Annotated in this window: 21 protein-coding genes; 7 read left to right on the forward strand and 14 right to left on the reverse strand. The window is 66.5% G+C overall.

The genetic code is table 11. From position 1 onward, the window contains the following. Positions 1-27: 27 nt before the first annotated feature. Complete coding sequence (treS, locus tag BN13_RS00945; RefSeq protein ID WP_084733878.1) at positions 28-2,283, reverse strand: maltose alpha-D-glucosyltransferase; 2,256 nt, start codon at positions 2,281-2,283, stop codon at positions 28-30. Between the two features lie 202 nt (positions 2,284-2,485). On the opposite strand from treS, the gene BN13_RS20545 reads away from it, so the two are divergent. The 4 genes from BN13_RS20545 (at position 2,486) to BN13_RS00965 (ending at position 4,079) form a co-directional block, all read left to right on the forward strand. Next, the gene (locus tag BN13_RS20545; protein ID WP_048543682.1) at positions 2,486-2,743 is read left to right on the forward strand and encodes a type II toxin-antitoxin system Phd/YefM family antitoxin; all 258 of its coding nucleotides are present in this window, start codon (positions 2,486-2,488) and stop codon (positions 2,741-2,743) included. Further along, complete coding sequence (locus BN13_RS00955) at positions 2,740-3,183, forward strand: type II toxin-antitoxin system VapC family toxin (RefSeq protein ID WP_048543683.1); 444 nt, start codon at positions 2,740-2,742, stop codon at positions 3,181-3,183. The genes BN13_RS20545 and BN13_RS00955 overlap by 4 nt, the downstream gene beginning before the upstream one ends. 270 nt (positions 3,184-3,453) lie before the next feature. Continuing rightward, positions 3,454-3,693, forward strand: a complete 240-nt coding sequence (locus BN13_RS00960; RefSeq protein ID WP_048543684.1) for an AbrB/MazE/SpoVT family DNA-binding domain-containing protein — start codon at positions 3,454-3,456, stop codon at positions 3,691-3,693. After that, positions 3,690-4,079, forward strand: a complete 390-nt coding sequence (locus BN13_RS00965) for a PIN domain-containing protein (RefSeq protein ID WP_048543686.1) — start codon at positions 3,690-3,692, stop codon at positions 4,077-4,079. Before BN13_RS00960 ends, BN13_RS00965 begins: the two co-directional genes overlap by 4 nt. Positions 4,080-4,175: 96 nt before the next feature. Here the strand turns inward: BN13_RS00965 and BN13_RS00970 are convergent, their stop codons facing one another. From BN13_RS00970 to BN13_RS19885, 3 genes are read right to left on the reverse strand one after another with little or no spacing between them, the layout of a single operon-like run. Continuing rightward, positions 4,176-4,415 (reverse strand): hypothetical protein, encoded by a 240-nt coding sequence (locus BN13_RS00970; protein ID WP_048543690.1) that lies wholly within the window; start codon positions 4,413-4,415, stop codon positions 4,176-4,178. After that, positions 4,363-4,548 carry a type II toxin-antitoxin system Phd/YefM family antitoxin gene (locus tag BN13_RS20855; RefSeq protein ID WP_201329032.1) on the reverse strand — a complete coding sequence of 62 codons (186 nt, stop codon included), beginning with the start codon at positions 4,546-4,548 and terminating at the stop codon, positions 4,363-4,365. Before BN13_RS20855 ends, BN13_RS00970 begins: the two co-directional genes overlap by 53 nt. Continuing rightward, positions 4,535-4,666: a type II toxin-antitoxin system Phd/YefM family antitoxin gene (locus tag BN13_RS19885; protein WP_201329033.1), complete on the reverse strand. Its 132-nt coding sequence runs from the start codon at positions 4,664-4,666 to the stop codon at positions 4,535-4,537. Before BN13_RS19885 ends, BN13_RS20855 begins: the two co-directional genes overlap by 14 nt. A 175-nt stretch (positions 4,667-4,841) precedes the next feature. On the opposite strand from BN13_RS19885, the gene BN13_RS00980 reads away from it, so the two are divergent. Continuing rightward, positions 4,842-5,279, forward strand: coding sequence for a nitroreductase/quinone reductase family protein (locus BN13_RS00980; protein ID WP_162199892.1), 438 nt, complete (start codon positions 4,842-4,844; stop codon positions 5,277-5,279). Between the two features lie 6 nt (positions 5,280-5,285). Here BN13_RS00980 and BN13_RS00985 read toward each other — a convergent pair whose 3' ends face one another. The 4 genes from BN13_RS00985 to BN13_RS19895 all read right to left on the reverse strand — a co-directional run bounded on the left by BN13_RS00985 (position 5,286) and on the right by BN13_RS19895 (position 7,542). After that, on the reverse strand, positions 5,286-5,735 hold the full coding sequence (locus BN13_RS00985; RefSeq protein WP_048543692.1) for a SufE family protein: 450 nt from the start codon (positions 5,733-5,735) through the stop codon (positions 5,286-5,288). Between the two features lie 34 nt (positions 5,736-5,769). Then, positions 5,770-6,645, reverse strand: coding sequence for a sulfurtransferase (locus tag BN13_RS00990; protein ID WP_048543694.1), 876 nt, complete (start codon positions 6,643-6,645; stop codon positions 5,770-5,772). Between the two features lie 72 nt (positions 6,646-6,717). Continuing rightward, complete coding sequence (locus BN13_RS19890) at positions 6,718-7,107, reverse strand: hypothetical protein (RefSeq protein WP_053079679.1); 390 nt, start codon at positions 7,105-7,107, stop codon at positions 6,718-6,720. Next, the gene (locus BN13_RS19895) at positions 7,108-7,542 is read right to left on the reverse strand and encodes a calcium/proton exchanger (protein WP_053079680.1); all 435 of its coding nucleotides are present in this window, start codon (positions 7,540-7,542) and stop codon (positions 7,108-7,110) included. A gap of 164 nt (positions 7,543-7,706) precedes the next feature. On the opposite strand from BN13_RS19895, the gene BN13_RS01000 reads away from it, so the two are divergent. Further along, positions 7,707-9,089 carry a GntP family permease gene (locus tag BN13_RS01000; protein WP_048543695.1) on the forward strand — a complete coding sequence of 461 codons (1,383 nt, stop codon included), beginning with the start codon at positions 7,707-7,709 and terminating at the stop codon, positions 9,087-9,089. 42 nt (positions 9,090-9,131) lie between these two features. On the opposite strand, the gene BN13_RS01005 is transcribed toward BN13_RS01000, so the two are convergent. The 3 genes from BN13_RS01005 to BN13_RS01015 are packed head-to-tail and all read right to left on the reverse strand — an operon-like array spanning position 9,132 to position 11,119. Beyond that, entirely contained in the window at positions 9,132-9,944 is an 813-nt protein-coding gene (locus tag BN13_RS01005; RefSeq protein WP_048543698.1) for an HpcH/HpaI aldolase/citrate lyase family protein, read from the reverse strand. Further along, positions 9,941-10,486, reverse strand: a complete 546-nt coding sequence (locus tag BN13_RS01010) for a MaoC family dehydratase (RefSeq protein WP_048543701.1) — start codon at positions 10,484-10,486, stop codon at positions 9,941-9,943. The genes BN13_RS01005 and BN13_RS01010 overlap by 4 nt, the downstream gene beginning before the upstream one ends. A 9-nt stretch (positions 10,487-10,495) precedes the next feature. Beyond that, positions 10,496-11,119 (reverse strand): L-threonylcarbamoyladenylate synthase, encoded by a 624-nt coding sequence (locus BN13_RS01015; RefSeq protein WP_048543703.1) that lies wholly within the window; start codon positions 11,117-11,119, stop codon positions 10,496-10,498. A 33-nt stretch (positions 11,120-11,152) separates the two neighbouring features. Between BN13_RS01015 and BN13_RS01020 the strand changes: the two genes are divergently transcribed. Continuing rightward, positions 11,153-12,292 carry a class I SAM-dependent methyltransferase gene (locus BN13_RS01020; RefSeq protein ID WP_048543704.1) on the forward strand — a complete coding sequence of 380 codons (1,140 nt, stop codon included), beginning with the start codon at positions 11,153-11,155 and terminating at the stop codon, positions 12,290-12,292. A gap of 173 nt (positions 12,293-12,465) precedes the next feature. Here the strand turns inward: BN13_RS01020 and tpx are convergent, their stop codons facing one another. The 3 genes from tpx to BN13_RS01035 all read right to left on the reverse strand — a co-directional run bounded on the left by tpx (position 12,466) and on the right by BN13_RS01035 (position 15,617). After that, positions 12,466-12,963 carry a thiol peroxidase gene (tpx, locus tag BN13_RS01025; protein WP_048543707.1) on the reverse strand — a complete coding sequence of 166 codons (498 nt, stop codon included), beginning with the start codon at positions 12,961-12,963 and terminating at the stop codon, positions 12,466-12,468. A gap of 252 nt (positions 12,964-13,215) precedes the next feature. Continuing rightward, a complete protein-coding gene (locus BN13_RS01030; protein WP_048543708.1) occupies positions 13,216-15,147 on the reverse strand; it encodes an alpha-amylase family protein in 1,932 nt (643 codons plus the stop codon). Between the two features lie 29 nt (positions 15,148-15,176). Next, positions 15,177-15,617 carry an OsmC family protein gene (locus tag BN13_RS01035; RefSeq protein WP_407667831.1) on the reverse strand — a complete coding sequence of 147 codons (441 nt, stop codon included), beginning with the start codon at positions 15,615-15,617 and terminating at the stop codon, positions 15,177-15,179. Positions 15,618-15,629 lie beyond the last annotated feature (12 nt).

The following is a 15,629-nucleotide window of genomic DNA, read 5'->3' on the forward strand; positions in this document are numbered from 1 at the left end:
GGAGTCACCCCACCGTGACGGACGACGTCACTCAGATGAGGCGGCCCCGGTCGGCGGGATGATCAGCAGGGCGCGGCCCTCGTGGGGTTGGAGCGCGACATACAGGCTGTGTAGGTCGTCGACCTCGCCCGCGGGGACGCCGGTGACCAGGTCGACGACCTTGCTACCGGGGGTGAGAACTTCGGACCGGACGCTGCCGGCGATCGGTTCGGCCGAGAAGTTGAGGACGGTGATCTGGTCGGCGTCGGCGAGCCGGTGGACCATGACGAGCATGCTCTTGTGGGACACCGCCGGGATGTCGAGCTGCTGCGCCGTGGCGATGCCGTACTTCGCCCGAATCGCGAGGATGTCGCGCAGGCGAGAGGCGAACGAGGTGGGGTCATCGAGTTGCTGGGGGAGTGCGCCATACAACTCAGTGGCCTTGGGCATCTTGGCCGTGGACTCGCTCGCGTCCGGCTGATAACCGAGGAGGTCGTAGGCGCCGCGGTGGATCCACCGGGTGTCGCCATCCTTGATCAGCGGCGCGACCACCTTGCGCTCGAGGGGGAGTGCGCCCACGAGATCCCAACCCGAGAGGGCAAACACCCCCGGCTGCCACGCGTTGTACATCGCGAGCAGCAGGTGTGCCCGCTTGATCGACTCAGCCTGCTCCGGGGTGATCGCGCTCAGGTCGGTGATGCCGAGGGAAGCCGCGATGATCGAGGCCGTCGTCGAGGCGATGCCATTGGTGGTGAAAATCGCGTTGTATGGCGCGGACTCGCCCGCGAGTGCCGCCGTGAGCTCGGCGCGGATCAGCAGCGCCAAGTCGCCGCCCAGGATCTCCTCACCTCGGAAGGTGAAGGTGTCGCCGGCGTGCAGCGTGGCGAAGTGGACGAGTTCGTACGTCATCTCGTCGTGGTTCTGCAGGGCGTGGACCAAGGACACGGTGTCGACGCCCATGTCCCGCGCCGCCTGCATGGTCAGCCGGACGAACTCCGTGTCGCCAGTCGCCATGGCGTGGTGATAAGCCGGGCGGTTGACGAAGTCGTAGGACAAGTCCGCGCCGCGAGCCGAGGTCGACTTGATGTCGTCGATGGTGAGGTTGAGCTCCTGGAAGGTGAAGCCGCCCACCTTGCGGACCATGCTGGCGATAAGTTGGTTGGCCGCCTCGGAGAGCGGGTGCCCTTCGGACCAGGCCGGTCCGCCGGTCGCGGACTTCTCGACGCCGAGGAAGCCGTTGGCATCCAGGCGCAGCGCCCCGCTGCCCAGGTCGCCGAGGGAGTGCAAGGCGTCGCCGATGACGAGCCGCATTCCGGAGAAGGTCGGGTCGATCCAGTTGAGTGAGGGCTGGCCCTCCTTGAAGTAGTGGAGGTAGACCCAGCGGTGCTCCTCGCCATCCGGGCCGAGGACCGGGGCGGTGGCCGACCAGTTGGTCTCCTTCACGCCGGGCTCGAAGAAGATGACGCGCTGCATCTCCCCGACGATGTAGCCGGCGTCGGAGAGCTTCTTCTCGGTCTCCACGTCGAGGTTCGCCGAGTCGGCGCCACGTGGGACCTTCGGCAGGAGGTCCCAGTCCTCCTTGGGAATCTCCACCATGTGGTAAATGCCGGGGTAGTCGCCGACCTTCATTTCCGCGAGGCGGAAGTCCGCTCCCTTGCCCGTGTGGCCCGGGACGATGTCGTCGATGACGGTGCCGCCGTGGGCGGTGGCGACCTCGCACATGGCACGGAACTCGTCCTCGGTGCCGAACACATCGTCGAACTGCGTCGAGATCCGATCGAAGTGCCCGTCCACGGAGGGGGTCAGCTCCCAGCCGGTGATCCCGCCGGCGCGCTTGACCGGGCCCGTGTGTATGGCGCTGATCCCGATCTGCTGGAACGCATTCCACAGATCCGGGTCACCGAGGGTCGCCAGGAAGGTGCTGTTCTCCTTGGTGATCATCGAGATCGGGTATGCCGTGAACCAGACCGCCGCCTTGTCGATGGCGGCGCGGGGATCGGGCGCGGCATACGGGTTCTGCCACATGCTCCCCATACCGGAGAAGTTGCGCGTGAAGATCTCCGCGTCGGCGAGCATGGACTCGGACACGAGCCAGTTGATGTAGTCAGCGTTGTCGCCGGTGGGGGAGCCGGGTTGCTTGGCCTTGCGCTGCCACAAGCGGTCGCGCAGCCGGGCTCGCGGTCGCAGCCGCGCCGGGCGGGCCGGGAACAGATGCTCGTCAAAACTCACTTCCTCCGGCACGATCTCGTCGGCGCCGGTGGAGCCGGTGGGGGAGTCAGTGGGGGGAGCGTCATCGCGATCGATCACGGTGCCCCATCGTAGAGATTGGCGCCACCTACCGGGGACTGCTTCCGGCGCTGAGGACCGCAATCTGAGGAAGGCACGGCCTTGAGTAAGGCACCGTCGACACCAGACCGGTGGCGTCACTCGTCCGAACACGTAGGCCTGGGGGAGTCGGCCCTCGTGGCTACAATGGGTGCACCACAAGTGGCTACCAGGGAGACAAATGTCCAGCGTGGGAGTGCGCGAGTTAAGGGATGGCCTCAGCCGTCACCTGGCGTCAGTGCGTGAGGGTCACATCATTACCGTGACGGATCACGGTCGTCCAGTAGCGCGCATCATCCCGGTGGGTGTGCCGACCAAACTTGAGCAGTTGATCTTGGAGGGCAAGGTCACGCCGGCACGTCCACACGTCTCGGCGCTGCCAGAGCCCATCACGACGGCGGGTCCGGTGAGTGACCTCATTGCCGAGCAGCGTCGTTGATCGTCTATCTGGACACTTCAGCGATCGTGCCGATTCTCATTGCTGAGGCGAGTAGTGACATCTGCCGAGAGATCTGGGAGGGAGCATCCCGGCGAGCCAGCCTGAGGTTGACCTACATCGAGACGGCGGCGGCGCTGTCGATGGCAGAGCGCAGACAGCGGATCACACCCGAGGAACACGACCGTGCCTGGGCGAATTTCCTCGCCATTTGGCCCGACGTCGATGTGATCGATCTAACGAAGGAGCTCGCGGACAGCGCCGCCCAACTCGCGCGAAGCCAGTCGCTCCGCGGTTTCGACGCCGCTCACTGCGCGGCAGCCGCCGCGCTCAGTGATTCTGAACTCGTGGCGGTGACCGGGAATGCGGCACTGCTGGCGGCATGGAGGTCACTGGGGGTGACGGTCCTGGACGTCAACCTTCGGAACCTTTCCGATCACTAGCGCTTGGGGCGCTCGACGACCGCATCGGGTGGCCGAACCACCGTCAATCGAGGACTGCTTGGTCCTAACCGTCGTGGGCGACGCGAACATTTCGAATACCAATGCTCAATAGAAGGGTCCCTTTGGGCCCTGTTTCACTCATCCGACGGCCTATAGGGTATTCCAAATGTCCGCCCCAGGCACGGAGAGCCGGAACGATGTACTTAGCTGGAAGGCACGGGAGTTGATGCGACGGGAGTGGCGCCTTACACTGCTGTAAGGAGGTGGAGCATGAGCATCGGAACCATGACGAGCAAGGGTCAGATCACCGTCCCGAAAGACGTCCGACTTGCCCTGGGGTTGGCCGCGGGCGTCAGCGTGAGCTTCACCCGAAACTCAGAGGGGGACTTCGTGATTCGGGTCGCCAACAAACCAGCGGCTGATCTGGCCGGCGCGTTGAAGTACGCGGGTCCGCCCCTCAGCCTCAGCGAGATGGACGATGCCATCACGGCGGGGGCTATGGGGCTGTGATCGGTCTGGACACCAACGTGGTGGTCCGCCACCTCGTGCAGGACGACCCCGAGCAGTCCAAGGCCGCCACGCGGGCTTTCGCCCGGCTGACGCCGACGGAGCCCGGCCTGCTCACCACGGTCGTCCTCGTCGAGACCTACTGGGTCCTGACCCGCGGTTACAAGTTGGCGAGCGAAGACGTGGTCACTGCCCTGGAAGCCCTGATGGACTCAAGGGACCTGAGGACGCAAGATGAGCAACTAGTCCGAAGGTCAACGGCCGAGGTCCGGGCAGGAGCCGACTTCGCCGATGCCATGATCGCTCAGTCATGTCACGCAGCCGGGTGCCACACCGTGCTCAGCTTCGATCTCAACGCGCAGAAGCGGCTGCACTTTCGGGCCCCGTAGTCGAGGACTACCCAGTGGGCATCGCATGCATCTCCGTACCCATAGTTCAGCGCCGATAAGGAACATTATGTAAAGTGAATGAGCCGGTGAGCGAATTCAGTGATCGTTCAGGAGCGGTACTTCGAGGTCGTAGGCAAGCACGATCGCCCTCGCGAGGAGCGCTTCCTGCTCCCCGCTCAGGAATCCCAGGGTTCGACCGAGCAGGGTTGCTGGGATCGTGACGACGTTGTCAATGGACGCTGCACTCGCGTGGTCGAGCCCGTTGTTCGGCCCGACGGCGTTGTCACGACACGCGGCCGCGTCGCGGCGCACGCGCGGGAAGGCCGAGTGCTGCACGCGCTTGCCCCTCGTCGAGGACTCGCCCCGCCGCGACGTCTGCCCTGGCCTCGTCGAGCGCGTCCGCGATGCCAGGCTGGGACAGCCAGAACAACGTCTCTTGGACGGACTCCCACTCGTCAGCCGACACCATCACCACAGCCGGCCGGCCGGCCGTTGCGCGTAATCATGTATTGCTCGTGCTCCACCTCGGCGCGCTCGACGTTCTCGGATAGGTGCGCCTTAAGGTCAGACAGCGAGATCGTCAACATGCCCTGCATTGTACGTTCTGGTCCGAATTCAGGTCATCGTTAGATCTGAAAACAGTCCGTGCTGGCTGGACATGGCCGACACTCACAGGTGAGCGACGCATCGCCGGCAACGCAGAAGATGCAACCGATCCGCGCACCATCCCGCCGGTTGGAGTATGCGGGATACCGTCACCTCATGAGCGCACTCGACAAGGTCATGAAGGTCGCCAACCCCGTTGCCAGCGCGCTGTATCGCGCGAGTGGCGGCCGGATCGGCGGCGCTGTTCGCGGCACCCCGGTCCTCCTGCTGACCGTGGCCGGGCGACGAAGCGGGACGCCGCATACGGTGCCGGTCGGTTTCTTCGAGCACGACGGCGGGCTCCTCGTCGTCGGCTCCTACAACGGGTCCGACGTCGAACCTCAGTGGTTCAAGAACCTCCGGGCGGCGAAAAGCGCCACAGTCCAGCGCGGTTCGTCGATCGAGAAGGTCACCGTCCGGGTCGCGGGACGCGCGGAGCGCGACCGGCTATGGCGTGACGTCGTCACTCGTCAGGGCAAGGGCTTCGAGGGCTATGCGGCCAAGACTGAACGGGTCATCCCGATCGCCATCTTGACGCCGGACAAGCGGAGCTGAGGTCGCTCAGGCCAGGGCCGCGCCGGACTTCAGCGCCACTTGGCGCTTGATCCGGCTCAGCATCGCGACCATGCCGCGCAGCCGCAGCGGCGAGACGACCTCGGCGAGACCGAACGACATCGGGGCCGCCTCGGGAGTCGCCAGCACCTCATCGACGCTCAACCCGTCCAGCCCTTCGTGCAGGATCCCCGCGAACCCGCGGGTCGTCGGTGCCTCGGGCGGGGCGGAGAAAAAAAGGGAGACCGGCTGGGCGCCACGCGGCATACCCTCCCCCACCTCGACGGTCAGGAAGAGGGGCGATTGGCACTCGTGCACCTGCTCCAGCGACTCGGGGGCATCGGCATACCGCTCGGGGAGGTCGGGCAGACCCTGACTGAACTCCAGCAGCAATTGCAGCCGGTCCTTCGGGGCGAGGTCGAGGAAGTCCGCGGCGATCTCGGCGAGCGACGCGGGCATCGCCCCGCCATCAGCGGAAGCAGTCACCCAGCGCTCACTTCTCGATGGGCACGCGCACGGCATTGCCCCACTCGGTCCACGAGCCGTCATAGTTGCGGACCTTGTCGAAGCCGAGCAGGTGATGCAGCACGAACCAGGTATGGCTGCTCCGCTCACCGATCCGGCAATAGGCCACGACCTCGTCCTCGGGCGAAAGTCCTTGCTCCGCAAGGTAAATCGCCTCCAACTCGGGCCGCGACTTAAACGTGCCGTCCGCATTGGTCGCGCGCGCCCACGGGACCGACTTGGCACCCGGGATGTGCCCGCCGCGCACCGCGCCCTCCTGCGGGTAGTCCGGCATATGCAGCAATTCCCCGGAGTACTCCCCCGGCGACCGGACGTCGACCAGCGGCTTGCCGAGGTGGGCGAGCACGTCCTCCTTGAAGGCCCGGATCGGCGCGTCGTCTCGCTCGACCACGGGGTATGCCGCCTCCCCCGTCGCGGGGGCGACCTCCGGGATCGCGGTGGTCAGCTCCCGTCCCTCGGCGATCCACTTGGCGCGCCCGCCATCGAGCAGCTTGGCGTTCTCGTGTCCGAACAGGCTGAGCACCCATAGCGCGTAGGCCGCCCACCAGTTGCTCTTGTCGCCATAGAGGACCACGGTCGTGTCGCGGCTGATCCCGCGCGCGCTCATCACGGCAGCGAACTGCTCGGCGTCGATGTAGTCGCGGGTCAGCGGGTCGTTCAGGTCGGTGATCCAGTCGAGTTTCAGCGCGCCCGGGATGTGCCCCGTCTCGTAGAGCAGCACGTCCTCGTCCGATTCCAGCACGACGATCTGCGTCCCCGCGCCCGCAGCGCCAGCGGCCAACTGGTCGGCGAGCCACTGGGTGGACACGAGGCGTTCAGGATGGGCGTAGTCGGTCGCGGTCATAATGCGATGTTATCCCCGCCCTCACATGACATTGCGCCACGGCCTGTGGCCGGCGGCGAAGCGCGGAGTCGGTCAGCCCCACCAGAAGACGGTGGCGATCACGACATACAACGCGATCAACGCGGCGCTCCCGACGACATTCTCGATCGCATTGCCGGCGATGGCCACGACGACCTGGCCGGCAAAGGCTTCCGAGATCCCGAACGAAGCCATCGCCGGCTCAAGAGCGCTCACAAACCAGTCGGAGACGAAGGCCGCGAGGACCGCCGCCAAGGCCAACAAGCCAACCGCGAGCCAGAGCGGCCAGCGCGGGGCCTCGTGGTGCATCGGCTCGGACCCCGACTCCTCGCTCGTGCTCTGCCGGCGCAGCGAAGCGGGCAGGATCAGCAGGAAGAGCCCGACGAGCGCCACGGAGGTGATCAGCGAGAACGCCTTCTCGTGCTCGCTGGCCGGAGTATGCACCTAGTGCGCGATCGAGGGGATCACCATCGCCGCGACCGGCAGCACCATCAGCACGGTGATCTGCCGGGCGCGCTGACTGTCCAACTTTTGCGGCCCGTGTTTGAGCCCGCCCACCACGAAGCACATGCCCAGAACCAGCAGCAGGTTGGCCAGGATCGAGCCGATCCGCGCGGCCTGGACGACTGCGACCAGTCCGGCCTTGAGCGCGAAGAGCGCGATGAACAGCTCCGGCAGGTTGCCCAGCGCCGACTGCAAGACACCCGTCGCGCCGGGCCCAAAGCGATCACCCAGCTGCTCCACCGACCGCCCGACGAGCGAGGCAAGCAAGGTGACCGCCACCGCCGAGCAAACGAAGGGCAACACTTCCCCCGCCCCGGCATAGTGCGTCACCCCCAGCCAGGACGACGGCGATCGCCCCGCCGACGAGGACGACATAGTCGGAGCGGACGAACATCGCGCCGGATCCCGTATGGGGAGTGGTCGGCGCCGCGGCAGGAGTCACGAGGGGCACGTGCCACCTCAGGCGGTAGATCGCCCGCTGTCGGTCGCTGCCGATACGGTGATCGTGTCAATGTCGACGCTGGTGAGAGGGGCACAACGTGGTCGCGCTGCATACGGCAATCGCCATCATTGCGATCGTCGCACTGATCATTCGATTCAAGGTCGACCCGGTCATCTCGCTGATCATCGGCTCCCTGTATCTCGGACTCGCCTCTGGCGTCGGATTCGAGAAGACGGTGGAGGCGATCACGGGCGGCTTCGGCGAGATCATGGCGAAGGTCGGTTTGCTGATCGGCTTCGGCGTGTTGATCGGCTCCTTGTTGCACGCCATGGGAACTTTTCGAAAACTCGTCGGGACCCTCATCAACACCTTTGGCGCCAAGCGGATGCCCTATGCCATGACGACGGCCATGTCGACCATCTTTCCGTCGATCTATGTCGATGTGCAGGTGGTCTTGGCCGCCCCGGTCGCGCGCTCGGCCGCTCCCTTTATCGGTGCCCGCGGTTTGCCCCATCTCGCCGGCGGCATCGGCGCCGGCATCTTCGCAGGCTATGTGTTCATGATCCCCGGGCTGGCGGCCATCTCGATCTGCGCGCTGCTCGACATCAAACTCGGCAGCTGGCTGATGTATGGCGTGGTCCTGGGCCCCCTCACGGCCATCCTCACAACGATGATCTTTGGTGTGCTGCTGCGCTTCGGCTGGTGGTCCGCGGAGCGTGACGAGGAGTATGACGAGGCCGTCGCCGAGATCGAGGCCCACACCCTGGCAGCGGGCGGCGACGTGCAGTCCGTCACCGCATCCGGGGAAAGCCCCAGCAAGCCGAGCCCGCCACTCGGGATCGCCCTCCTGCCGATCCTGGTTCCGTTGGTGATGATCGCCTTTGGCGCTTTCGCCGAGGTCCTGGACATGACTAATCCGTTCATCGACTTCCTGGGCAACGCCACCGTTGCGCTATTCGTCGGCCTGCTCGGAGCATTTCTGCTCGCACGGCGCTACCTGCGCGAAAGCGGGACTTCGGAGGCGTTGTCGGAGGGCTTCCATACCACCGGCGAGATCCTGCTCATCACGGGCATCGGTGGGTCCCTGGGCCAGGTCATAAAGGCGACGGGGTTGGACGACCAACTGGCCGGGCTGTTCACGGCGGACGCCGGCGCACCGATCATCGTGAGCATCCTGTTGGCATGGGTCGTGGCCGCGATCCTGCACATTGCCATTGGTTCGGTCTCTGTGGCCGCGATCACCGCCGGCGGCATCATCGGCCCGGTTCTTCCCTCGATTGCGGTCAACCCAATCGCGATCGGTCTGGCCATCGCCTCGGGAGCGTTGTTTGCGTTGCACGTCAACAGCAACTTCTTCTGGATGTTCAAGTCGTTGCTGGGTCTGTCCACGACCGGCGCCCTCAAGTCGCTGACGACGGTGACAACCATCGCCTCACTGGTGTCACTACCGGTGGTGGTTGCCCTTGGCTTGGTGATCTAGTCGCCCGGATCGGCCCGGCTCGCGGCGTCAGGACTTTGTCGATCAGGACGTTGTGCGTCGCACCAAGGCTGCGGCGTGCTTCAGAACGGGACCATCCACCATCCGACCGGCGTGGGTGAAAACGCCGCCGTCGTGTTCCTTCGCCGCAGCCAACACTGCCCGCGCCCAGGCGACCTCGTCCGGCGCCGTACGGAACGCATCGCGGATCACCGACACCTGGCTTGGGTGGATGGCGGCCTTGGCATCGAACCCGACCGCCACCGCGTCACTGCACTCCCCCGCAAGCCCCTCGGCATCGGCGATGTCGAGAACCACGGAGTCGATCGCCAATCGGCGCATCGCCTTTGCGGCCAGCAGCACCTCGGAGCGGGAGTGCCGCGCGACGTCCCGGTAGCTGCCGTCGGCAAAGCGGCTGGACGTGCCACCCATCGCCGCGATGAGATCCTCGGCTCCCCACATGGCCCCGATGACATTGGCTTCAGCCACTAGCTCGCGGGCGCGCACGACGCCCAGTGGCGACTCAACCAGGACGACCACCTCGACCGGCATCCGACCCACCGACTCCGGGGTCTCGGCTTTGGCGAGCATGACCCGAGGGCACCCGATCTCCGTCACGAGGGCCAGGTCCGCGGCGTGCTCGTCGGTGTCGGCGGCATTGATCCGCACGATCGTTCGCGACCAGTCGAGGTCCAAGTGGCGCACGGCTTCTCGGGCCGCCGCTTTGGCCGAGGGCGCGACGGCATCCTCTAGATCCAGCAGCACCAGATCCGAGCGCTCCAGCGCCTTGGCATACCGCTCCGGATGGTCCGCCGGGCAGAAGAGCCAGGCCGGCCCGACGGTCAGAGCAGACGTCACGACCGCCGCCCCGGCGAGCGCGGCCCCGGGTCCGCGCCCTCGGCGGGACGCAGGCGGACGAGCGTCTGGCGCGTGGCCGTGGCAACGACATCGCCGTGTTGGTTGCGCGCCGTGTGCGCCAAGGTGACGATCCCCTCCCCCGGCCGCGAGGACGAGGCGCGTTTGTCCGCGACGAGAGTCTCGGCATACAAGGTGTCCCCGTGGAAGACGGGTTTGGGGAAGGCGATGGCCGAGAACCCGAGATTGGCCACGATCGTGCCCTGGGTCAACTGCGCAACCGACAGCCCCACCAAGGTCGACAGGGTGAACATCGAATTGACGAGCCGCGCGTGGAATGGCGGCTGTGACTCACTCTCGGCGGCGTCCAGATGCAGCGGTTGCGTATTCATCGTCAGGGTGGTGAACAGCACATTGTCGGCCTCGGTCACCGTGCGGCCGGGGCGATGGTCATAGACCACGCCTACCTCGAACTCCTCGAACCACAGGCCGCGCTGCACGATGCGCCGCGGGGGTGCGCCAGTCGCGTGCTGATCGGACTCCACGATCGCCTCCTAGGACTCGAACCGGCTGGGATCGCCGGCACCGATGCGCACGACGACCGGCAGATCCTCGGAGTAGTCGATCACCGTCGTCGGCTCACTGCCGCACTCTCCCGAGTCGAGGACGACATCGACCTGGTGGTCGAGTTCCTCCTTCACCAGCCAGCCCTCGGTCATGGGTTCGCTCTCGCCGGGGAGGATCAGCGTGCTTGACAGCATCGGCTCCCCCAGCTCGGCGAGCAACGCCTGCACGACGCGGTTGTCCGGAATCCGAACTCCCACAGTCTTCTTCTTCGGATGCAGCAGGCGGCGCGGCACCTCGCGGGTGCCCTTGAGGATGAACGTATACGGCCCCGGGGTCACGCCCTTGATCGCACGGAACGCGTCGTTGTCGAGCAGGACGAACTGCCCGAGCTGAGCGAAGTCGCGGCATACCAGGGTGTAGTGGTGTTTGTCGTCGTGGCGGCGCAGATCTCGGATGCGATCTTTCGCCTCCTGGTTGCCGAGGGCGGCGCCGAGTGCGTAGCCGGAGTCCGTCGGGTAGGCGATCAGACCCCCGGAGCGCAGGGTCTCGACCGTCTGCCGGATCGAGCGCGGCTGCGGGTCGTGCGGGTGGACGTCGAGGTAGCGCGCCATACGATCAGCCTAGCCAGGAGGGAGGACCGATCGATGCGCTGCGACTACTACCGCGCGGGAGTATGCCGCTCCTGCACCCATCTCGAGGTCCCCTATCCCGAGCAAGTGGTCGCCAAGGATCGGCGGGTGCGTGACCTCTTGTCGGCGGTCGTGCCCGCAGATGCATGGCGGGTTCCCTTCGTCGGCCCCGAGAGCGGCTTCCGCAACAAGGCGAAGCTCGTGGCTGGCGGCACGACCGGTGCGGTGACGCTGGGCATCCTCGATCCCCCCGGGCGCGGGGTGGACCTGCGGGAATGCGGACTGCACGAGGCGGCGATCGTGGCCGCGCTGCTGCCGCTGGCGGGCTTTATCGACGACATCGGCCTCATCCCGTATGCCGTGCCCGAGCGCCGCGGTGAACTCAAGCACGTGCTGGTCACCGCGGCCCCGGGCGGTGCGCTCATGATCCGCTTCGTTCTGCGCAGCACCGCCCAACTCGCCCTGATTCGCAATCGCCTCGGGCTGCTGCTGGACTCGGTGCCCGGCGCGGACGTGGTCTCTGTCAACATCCAACCGGAACACAAGGCAATCCTGGAGGGTGAGCGCGAAATCATCCTCTCCCCCAACGATTCTTTGCGTATGCCGCTCGGCCCGGTCCCGTTGTACCTCCAGCCGGGTGGGTTCTTCCAAACGAACACGGTGGTGGCGCAGGGGCTCTACGCCCAGGCGACGTCCTGGATCGCCGACGCCGAGCCTGGGACGGTATGGGACATCTACTGCGGGGTCGGTGGATTCGCGTTGCACGCGGCATACGAGGGTCGGCGGGTTGCCGGAATTGAGCTGTCCCCCAGCGCCATTGCCGCGGCGCAGCGCTCCGCGGCGGATCTCGGGCTGGATGAGGGACAGGCCGTATTCCGCGTCGAGGATGCCGGGGCGAGCGCCGACACGCTCCCGGGGCCGCCCGGTGTCGTCGTCGTCAACCCGCCGAGGCGTGGCCTGGATGCCGACCTGGTGCGCTGGCTAGACGACTGCCCCGCCCAGACGATGATTTATTCGAGCTGCAATCCGCAGACCTTGGCGCGAGACCTTGCGGCCTTATCGCGGTGGACGGTCCGCGAGGCGCGGCTGTTCGACATGTTCCCGCAGACCGACCATAGCGAAGTCGCTGTTCTTCTTGGCCGCGCCGGGTCCTGACGCTCCTGGGTTGGGCCGCTACCACCACCCACCCCTTCCCGGACGCAATAACCTGCCGCGGACGCAAAATTTATTGCGTCCGCGGCAGGTTATTGCGTCCGGGAAGGACGCGCGCCGGGGGTTATTGCGTCCGCGGGGGCGGGGGGTATCTGCTCCTACGCGAGTGGCCCGGCTCAGCCCAGGGCGGCGACGGCGGCGTCGTAGTCGGGCTCGGTGGTGATCTCCGGGACGAGTTGGCTGTGCAGGACGGAGCCGTCGGTGTCCAGGACGACGACGGAGCGGGCGAGCAGGCCGCGCAACGGGCCGTCCGTCATCGTGACGCCATAGTCGGCGCCGAAGTCGCTGCGGAAGCTGGAGCCGACCACGACGTTCTCGATGCCCTCCGCGCCGCAGAAGCGGCCGAGGGCGAACGGCAGATCGGCGGACGCGCACACCACCGTGGCGTTGTCGAGTCCGGCCGCGACCTCGTTGAACTTCCGGACGCTCGTGGCGCACACGCCGGTGTCGACGCTGGGGAAGATGTTGAGGATCACCCGGCGCCCGGTGTAGTCACCGGAGCTGACGTCGGCGAGATCTGCCCCGGTGAGGGTGAAGGCGGGGGCTGCCGAGCCGGCTGCGGGCAGGTCACCGGAGGTGTGGACGGGAGTGGACTTGAATGCGGTTTCGGCCATGCCCAAGGTCTAGCACGTTTGCCGCGCGGCCGTGAATTCATGGCCCCGTTCCAGTCGACGCACAGCAGACACACATGGACCGAGAGGAGTCTCAGTCGTGTTCCCGCACACAAGGTTTCCGGATCGTCCGGGACCCGGCATCGCACCAGGAGAAGATATGAGCGCCACCCCAGCCGCCATCACCACCGTCGTGGTCACCGCCGAGGCGAGCCGACCCACCCACCTGCCGACCCTCGTCTTCGTGACGGCCGGTTAGGCTTCGACGACCCACCACGCACTCAGGGGGGCGATCCACACGTAGCCGTCGTCGCCCGAGGTGATCGAGTGCCGGTTGCCCAAGGCGTTGACGGGCGTGGTGAAGGCCATCTCCTCGAAGATCGACCACGGCACCGGTCGCCAGTCCTGCGTCACGTTGTAGAGCCCGAGCATCGGGCCGCTGGCGTGCCGCCGGGCGACGGCGAAGATCCCACGGTCGATTCCCTCGTCGAGGACCTCCGGATCAGCGGAGGCGTGCAACTGCGGCAAGGTCCGCCGCACGGCCGCCAGGTGGCTGAGCCCGGCGAACACCTTGCCCGTTTCCGTGCGCAGATCCGAGCGCTGCCGGGCCAACGTCCAGTCGAGCCGTGGCCGGTGCGCCCACCGGTTGTCGCCCGCATGACCGGGCTCCCGGGCCCAATTCGCGTCGTCGAGCATGGCGAGTTCGTCGCCCGACCAGATAACGGGTATGCCGCCCCAGCCGAACGAGATCGCGTGCAGCAAGAAGATGCGCGCCAAGGCGGTGTCCTTCTCCCCCTGCGATTCGGCGGCCTCCAGACCGACGAGGGACGCGGTCATACCGGACGTGCGTTTGTCTCCGGTCTCCTCATTGAATTGGAAGACCAGGCCGCGAGCCCAGGATCCGGCGACATCACCGGCATACCAATCCGCCAGGAAGCGGCGGTGCCAGAACCCGTTGAGACCGACGGCGGCCGCGTCGCGGTCGTCGATTGCCCAGCCGATGTCGTCGTGGCAGCGGACATAGGTGATCCACGTGCCCCCGGTCGGCGCGGGCGGCAGGGCGCGCATTGCGCGCCGGGTGAGCACCGTGTCGCCGGCGGCCAGCATTGACCACGCCTGCACCATGAGCGAGTTGTGATAGGCCAAGTCGCTGACCTTGCCGACATGGGTGCCAGTGCCGAGGTACTGGATCAGGTCCTGCGGCCCGACGATCGCCTCCGCCTTGAAGGCCACTGCCGGGGCGGCGATGCGGGTGATCGCGCGCAAGACCTGGGTCAGATCGTGCACCTCGGGTTGGTTCTGGCAGTTGGTGCCGAGACGCTTCCAGGTGAAGGCGATCGCGTCGAGACGCAACACCTCGACGCCGAGATTGCTGAGGAACAAGATGATGTCGGCGTACTCGGCCAGCACCTGCGGGTTGGCCCAGTTGACATCCCACTGCCAGGAATTGAAGGTCGTCCACACCCACCCGGACACGTCCTCGTCCCACGTGAAATTGCCGGGGGCGAAGTCCGGGAAAACCTCAGGCAAGGTCGCCTCGAAGGCGTCCGGCTCGGTGCGGTCGGGATAGATGTAGAAGTAGTCGCGGTAGCGGCTCTCCCCCGCCTTGGCCCGCGTCGCCCATTCGTGCTCCCGCGCGACGTGGTTGAGCACAAGATCCATCACCAGGGAGATGCCGCGACGCCGCAGCACCGTGGCGAGGTCCCGCAGGTCCCCGATCGAGCCGAGGTCGGGACGAACCTGGCGGTAGTCCGCCACCGCGTAGCCACCGTCGTTGTCGCCATCGCGCGGGCGCAGCAACGGCATCAGGTGCAGATAAGTCACCCCGAGTTCGGCGAGATAGTCGGCATGCCGCCCGACCCCGCGCAGATTCTGGGCGAAGCGGTCGGCATAACACGCATAGCCGACCCGGTCCGGCTGCTGCAACCAGTCGGGTGTCAGCAAGCGGCCACGGTCGAGAGCCAACAACTCGGGGTCCCGCTCGGCATACGCCCGAGCGGCCGCTTCCAGAAGCCCTCCCGCGATCTCCTCTGGATCGTGGGAAGCGGCATACAACCGTTTGACGCCACCGAGGACGTCAGGCCACCAACGATCGATCCGGAGCTGGAACTCCTCGCGCCGGAACGGATCGAGTGGTTCGAGGACGGGCGCGAGTCGGCTGAGGACGGCATCCGGAACGAAGGACATGGCGCACATTCAAGCGCACCCGCCGACGCTTAGATGAGCATGGTCACCGGAGTGCCGCGCTGCACCGTCCGGGAGACGGTGCAGAGGCGATCGTGCGACATCTGGATCGCCTTCGGCAGGACGTCCCGGGCCTGGTCACCGGCCTCTCCCGACGGAAAGCTCAGCGAGAACGTCACCCGGATGTCGTCAAGGTGATTGCCGTCCGCATCGCGGACCTTCTCGCCGGTCGCCGTCACCGAGAACTCGGCCGGCTCGGCACGTTTACCTGTGATGAAGTCCACGTCGATGGCGCTGCAGCCGGCGATCGCCACCAGCAACAACTCGACCGGGGTGAAGTCGGTGTCCTCGCCGGTGCCGAAATCGAGGGTCCCCCCGCGAGCATTGGTCGCGCGGAATCTGGCGTGCGCCAGTCGCTCCAACGAAATGCTGCGGTGCCCAGAACCGGTGCCGTCGTCCGTCATCGTCGCCATGCGCGCACCCTA

Origin of the sequence: Nostocoides jenkinsii Ben 74 (assembly GCF_001046875.1) — a bacterium.
Classification (GTDB): domain Bacteria; phylum Actinomycetota; class Actinomycetes; order Actinomycetales; family Dermatophilaceae; genus Nostocoides_A; species Nostocoides_A jenkinsii.